Genomic DNA, 4,894 nt, shown 5'->3' with positions numbered 1-4,894 from the left:
GCATGGCGGCGCGGACCGGGCCGCCGCCACCGACGGCATCGCCATGGCGGTGCCCGCGCAGGTGGTGGGGCAGGAATACCTGGGCGCCGATCTGGTGCTGCGCTGCCAGGTGGGCAGCCAGGTGATCACGGTGCGTGCGCCGGGGGGCAGCAAGTGGCGCAGGGTGCGCAGGTGGTGCTGCACTGGCACCCGCGGGACACGCATTTCTTTGCCGGCGACGGCCAGCGCATGGCGCCGGCCCCGGTGCGTGGGGATGTGGATGCCATCGCCGGCATGCGGGCGGTGGCCTGAGCCACACCACGGCTGTCACGAACCTTTTTCGTTGGGATCGAATCCGCAGGCGCCGCACAGGGTGCACGCCGTACTTGTTTTTTTCTCTGGAGCAATGTGATCATGCAACGCAAGACCTTTCTCAAGACCCTGGCCCTGGCCAGCGCAGTGACCGCCATGGGGGGCATGGGCGCTGCCCATGCGCAGGCACAGGTGGAGGTGCCCTTCTACTACCCGGTGGCCGTGGGGGGGCCGATCACCAAGGCCATCGACGGCTTTGCGGCCGACTTCATGAAGGAGCACCCGAACATCAAGGTCACGCCCATCTACGCGGGCACCTACCAGGAAACCATCGTCAAGGCGCTCACCGCCAACAAGTCGGGCAGCGCGCCAGCCACCTCGGTGCTGCTGTCCACCGACATGTTCACACTGATCGACGAAGACGCCATTGCGCCCATCGACCAGTTCGTCAAGACCGATGCCGACAAGGCCTGGCTCAAGGGCTTCTATCCCGCGTTCATGGCCAACAGCCAGTCCGGCGGCAAGACCTGGGGCGTGCCTTTCCAGCGCTCCACCGTGGTCATGTACTACAACAAGGACCTGTTCAAGGAAGCGGGCCTCGACCCCAACAAGGCCCCGCAGAACTGGAAGGAACTGAGCGACGCCGCCCAGAAGCTGACAAAGAAGGACGCCAGCGGCAAGGTCACGCAATATGGCATCCAGATTCCGTCCACCGGCTTTGCCTACTGGATGCTGCAAACCCTGACCACGCCCAACGGCGTGCTGCTGGCCAACGAGACCGGCACCAAGGTCACGTTCGACCACCCCAAGGTGATCGAGGCGCTGGAATACTGGGTCAACCTCACCAAGCAGGGCGTGCACCCCAGCGGCGTGGTGGAGTGGGGCACGACGCCCAAGGACTTCTTTGAAAAGAAGGCCGCCATCATGGTCACCACCACGGGCAACCTGACCAACGTGCGCAAGAACGCGCAGTTTGACTTCGGCGTGGGCCAGATCGCGGGCAATGTGCGCAAGGGCTCGCCCACCGGCGGCGGCAACTTCTACATCTTCAAGAAGGCGCCCAAGGAGCAGCAGGAAGCCGCCTTCAAGTTCATCCAGTGGATCACCCAGCCCGAGCGCGCCGCGCAGTGGAGCATGGACACCGGCTACGTGGCTGTGTCGCCCGCAGCGTACGAGACCGCCACGCTCAAGAAGTATGGCCAGGAGTTCCCGCAGGCCCTGGTGGCGCGCGACCAGCTGCCCGTGTCGGTGGCCGAGTTCTCCACGCACGACAACCAGCGCGTGACCAAGGTGCTCAATGACGCCATCCAGGCCGCCCTCAACGGCACCAAGACCCCGGCACAGGCCATGAAGGACGCCCAGCGCGAGGCCGACCGCCTGCTGCGCAGCTACCAGTAACACCATGGGGGCGCAGAAAGAGGCGCCGCGCACAGCCATCAGCCAGCATGCCGTGCATGCCTGGCTGTTGCTGTTGCCGGCCTTGGCACTGCTGATCGCGTTCACGCACTGGCCCGCGCTGGCCACGCTGGTGGACAGCTTTTTCTCGACCCCGCGTGGCAGCCGGCCCGGCGTGTGGGTGGGAGCAGAGAACTACCAGGTCATGGTGGAAGACCCGGTGTTCTGGCAGGCGGTGCGCAACAACCTGTGGTTTGCCGGGGCCACGATTCCGCTGTCGATCGGGCTGGCGCTTCTGATGGCCCTGTGGGTCAACGAGCACCTGCGCGGCCGCGCCTTGGTGCGCATGGCGTATTTCACGCCCACGGTGCTGCCGATGATCGCGGTGGCCAACATCTGGCTGTTTTTCTATACCCCACAGTACGGGCTGCTGGAGCAGCTGAGCGCGGCGCTGGGCCTGCCGTCGCACAACTGGCTGGGTGATCCGCGCACGGCCCTGGCCTGCGTCACGCTGGTGGCGGTGTGGAAAGAGGCCGGCTTTTTCATGATCTTCTACCTGGCCGCGCTGCAGACGCTCAACCCCAGCCTGAAGGAAGCCGCCGCCATCGAGGGCGCCTCGCGCTGGTACTACTTTCGCCGCGTGCAGTGGCCGCTGCTCATGCCCACCACGCTGTTCGTGCTGGTGAACGCGGTGGTCAACGCCTTTCGCCTGGTGGACCACGTCTTCATCCTGACGCGCGGCGGCCCCGACAACGCCTCGACCTTGCTGCTCTACCACCTGTATGAGGTGGGCTTCAAGTTCTGGGACACGGGCTATGCCGCCGCCATCACGGTGGTGCTGGTGGTGGTTCTGGCGAGTGTGGCGCTGTTCCAGTTCTTCGTGCTGGACAAACGGGTGCATTACAAATGAGCACAGCCACCGAAAACCCTTCCACCCGCAGCACGCACCGTCACGCGGTGCGCCATGCCCCCATGGCTCCGCTGTATGCCGTGTCGTGGATCGACACGGTGGCCGCCTGGCTGCTGGCCATGTTGTGGATACTGCCGCTGCTGTATGCGTGCTGGACGGCGTTTCACCCCGCCGAGTTTTCCACCCGCTTCGACATCACGGCACCCTGGACGCTGGAGAACTTTCGCCACGCCTGGCAGGCCGCCCCGTTTGCCCGGTATTTCTTCAACACCACCGTGCTCGTGGGGCTGATTCTGGCGGCGCAGATGGTGCTGGCCACGCTGGCGGCCTTTGCGTTTGCGCGCTACGAGTTCCGGGGCAAGAACGTGGCCTTTGCCCTGGTGCTGGTGCAGCTCATGATCATGCCGGACATCCTCCTGGTCGAGAACTACAAGACCATGGCCCGGCTGGGCGCGGTGGATACGCTGCTGGCCATTGGCCTGCCGTACTTCGCGTCGGCCTTCGCGATCTTCCTGCTGCGCCAGACCTTCATGGGCATCCCCAAGGAACTCGATGAAGCCGCGCGGGTCGAGGGCGCCAGCGCGCTGCAGACCCTGTGGCGCGTCTACGTGCCGCTGGCTCGGCCGGTGTACACCGCATTCGCGCTGGTGTCGGTGAGCTTTCACTGGAACAACTTCCTGTGGCCGCTCATCATCACCAACAGCGTGCAGTCGCGTCCGCTCACCGTGGGGCTGCAGGTGTTTTCGTCGGTGGAGCAGGGCGTGGAGTGGTCCACCATCACGGCGGCCACGCTGATGACCTCGGCGCCACTGTTGATCGCGTTTTTGCTGTTCCAGCGCCAGTTCGTGCAGAGCTTCATGCGCGCGGGTATCAAATAGCGCCATGCAACTTGTCACCTGGAACACCCAATGGTGCTGCGGCCTGGATGGCGTCGTGAGCCCGCAGCGCATCGTGCAGCATGCCCGTGCCCTTGCGGATTTCGACGTGCTGTGCCTGCAGGAAATCGCCGTGCATTACCCAGCCCTCGAAGGCAACGCGGGCCATGACCAGGTGGCCCTGCTGCGCGCGCTGCTGCCCGGCTACCAGGTGTTTTTTGGCGCCGCGGTGGACGAATGGACGCCCGACGGCCAGCGCCAGCGGTTTGGCAACCTGATTGCCACGCGCCTGCCGGTGCTGCAGTTGCAGCACCATCCCCTGCCGTACCCCGCCGATGCGGGTGTGCGCAGCATGCCGCGCATGTGCACCGTGGCCACGGTGCGCGACCCCGGCCTGGGCGCCGTGCGCGTGATGACCACGCACCTCGAGTTCTATTCCAAGCGCCAGCGCATGGCGCAGGCCCGGGCGCTGCGCGTCCTGCACGCGCAGGCCTGTGCGCACGCGGTGGCGCCGCCAGAGGCCAGTGGCGATGGGTCGCCGTTCCAGAGCAAGGCGCACACGCCCCATGCGGTGCTGTGCGGCGACTTCAATTTCGAGCCGCACGAGCCTGAGCATGCCGCCATCTGCGCCCCCGCAGGTGCGGACGACAGCGAGGGCGCGCCCCTCGGCATGCGCCTGTGGGACAGCTGGCGCCTATTGCACGCCGCTGCACCGCAGCCGCCCACCTTCCGCCTCTACGACCGCCGCTATGGCCCCGAGCCCGGCAGTTGTGACTTTGTCTTCGTCAGCGATTCGCTCAAGGGCCGGGTTCAGCGCTTTGTCGTCGATGCGGCCACGCAGGCATCGGACCACCAGCCGGTGGCGGTGTCGATCGCCTGAACACGCCCCGGTTCGGCAGCCGCCCCACCGCGCCGCGCACGGCAAGGGCATGCACGACAAGGGCGTGTGCGGGGCATCGTCTGCTACAAAGCGGCGTGACTTCCATTTTTCGACTCCTGGGGCGGCTGGCCCTGCTCGGCGGCGTGGCGCTTTCCCAGCCCGTGGCCTGGGCCCTGCCCACTTTTGCGCAGGTGCGGCAGGACTTTCGCCCTTCCGACACGCTGGTCCTCTCGCGCGAGGGCGAGGTGGTGCAGCGCCTGCGCACCGATGCCACCGTGCGGCGCGGCCAGTGGGTGGTGCTGGCCGATGTCTCGCCAGCCCTGCGCCAGGCCCTGGTGCTCAGCGAGGACAAGCGCTTTTTTGAACACAGCGGGGTGGACTGGCGCGCCGCATCGGCCGCCGCCTGGGGCAACCTGTGGAACCAGCGCACGCGCGGGGCCAGCACCCTCACCATGCAGCTCGCGGGCCTGCTGGAGGGCGACTGGCGCCAGGGCCCTGGCGGGCGCACCGTGGTGCAGAAGCTCGGCCAGACGGTGGCGGCCC

General features: G+C 66.6%; 6 protein-coding genes. 5 read left to right on the top strand and 1 reads right to left on the bottom strand.

The genetic code is table 11. The features are described from left to right. Nucleotides 1–204, bottom strand: a 204-nt coding sequence (locus ACDELDRAFT_RS25850) for a hypothetical protein (RefSeq protein ID WP_005799680.1), incomplete at its 3' end; no start/stop codon positions are given. A 189-nt stretch (nt 205–393) separates the two neighbouring features. On the opposite strand from ACDELDRAFT_RS25850, the gene ACDELDRAFT_RS19150 reads away from it, so the two are divergent. The 5 genes from ACDELDRAFT_RS19150 to ACDELDRAFT_RS19130 form a co-directional block, all read left to right on the top strand. Further along, a complete protein-coding gene (locus ACDELDRAFT_RS19150) occupies nt 394–1,689 on the top strand; it encodes an ABC transporter substrate-binding protein (RefSeq protein WP_005799679.1) in 1,296 nt (431 codons plus the stop codon). A gap of 4 nt (nt 1,690–1,693) precedes the next feature. Beyond that, a complete protein-coding gene (locus ACDELDRAFT_RS19145) occupies nt 1,694–2,596 on the top strand; it encodes a carbohydrate ABC transporter permease (protein ID WP_005799678.1) in 903 nt (300 codons plus the stop codon). A gap of 62 nt (nt 2,597–2,658) precedes the next feature. Then, nucleotides 2,659–3,474 (top strand): carbohydrate ABC transporter permease, encoded by an 816-nt coding sequence (locus tag ACDELDRAFT_RS19140; protein WP_040329920.1) that lies wholly within the window; start codon nt 2,659–2,661, stop codon nt 3,472–3,474. A 4-nt stretch (nt 3,475–3,478) separates the two neighbouring features. Next, entirely contained in the window at nt 3,479–4,351 is an 873-nt protein-coding gene (locus ACDELDRAFT_RS19135) for an endonuclease/exonuclease/phosphatase family protein (RefSeq protein WP_005799676.1), read from the top strand. Nucleotides 4,352–4,455: 104 nt separating this feature from the next. Further along, the coding region (locus ACDELDRAFT_RS19130; protein ID WP_232504810.1) for a transglycosylase domain-containing protein at nt 4,456–4,894 on the top strand (439 nt) is incomplete at its 3' end.

Origin of the sequence: Acidovorax delafieldii 2AN (genome assembly GCF_000175235.1) — a bacterium.
Classification (GTDB): Bacteria; Pseudomonadota; Gammaproteobacteria; order Burkholderiales; family Burkholderiaceae_C; genus Acidovorax; species Acidovorax delafieldii_B.
The sequence above is the reverse complement of the archived record's forward strand: the minus strand, read 5'-3'. Positions and strand labels throughout refer to the sequence as shown.

Coding starts and splice junctions, on each gene's coding strand:
- ACDELDRAFT_RS19150 (WP_005799679.1), top strand. CDS start 394: ATGCAACGCAAGACCTTTCTCAAGACCCTGGCCCTGGCCAGCGCAGTG.
- ACDELDRAFT_RS19145 (WP_005799678.1), top strand. CDS start 1,694: ATGGGGGCGCAGAAAGAGGCGCCGCGCACAGCCATCAGCCAGCATGCC.
- ACDELDRAFT_RS19140 (WP_040329920.1), top strand. CDS start 2,659: ATGGCTCCGCTGTATGCCGTGTCGTGGATCGACACGGTGGCCGCCTGG.
- ACDELDRAFT_RS19135 (WP_005799676.1), top strand. CDS start 3,479: ATGCAACTTGTCACCTGGAACACCCAATGGTGCTGCGGCCTGGATGGC.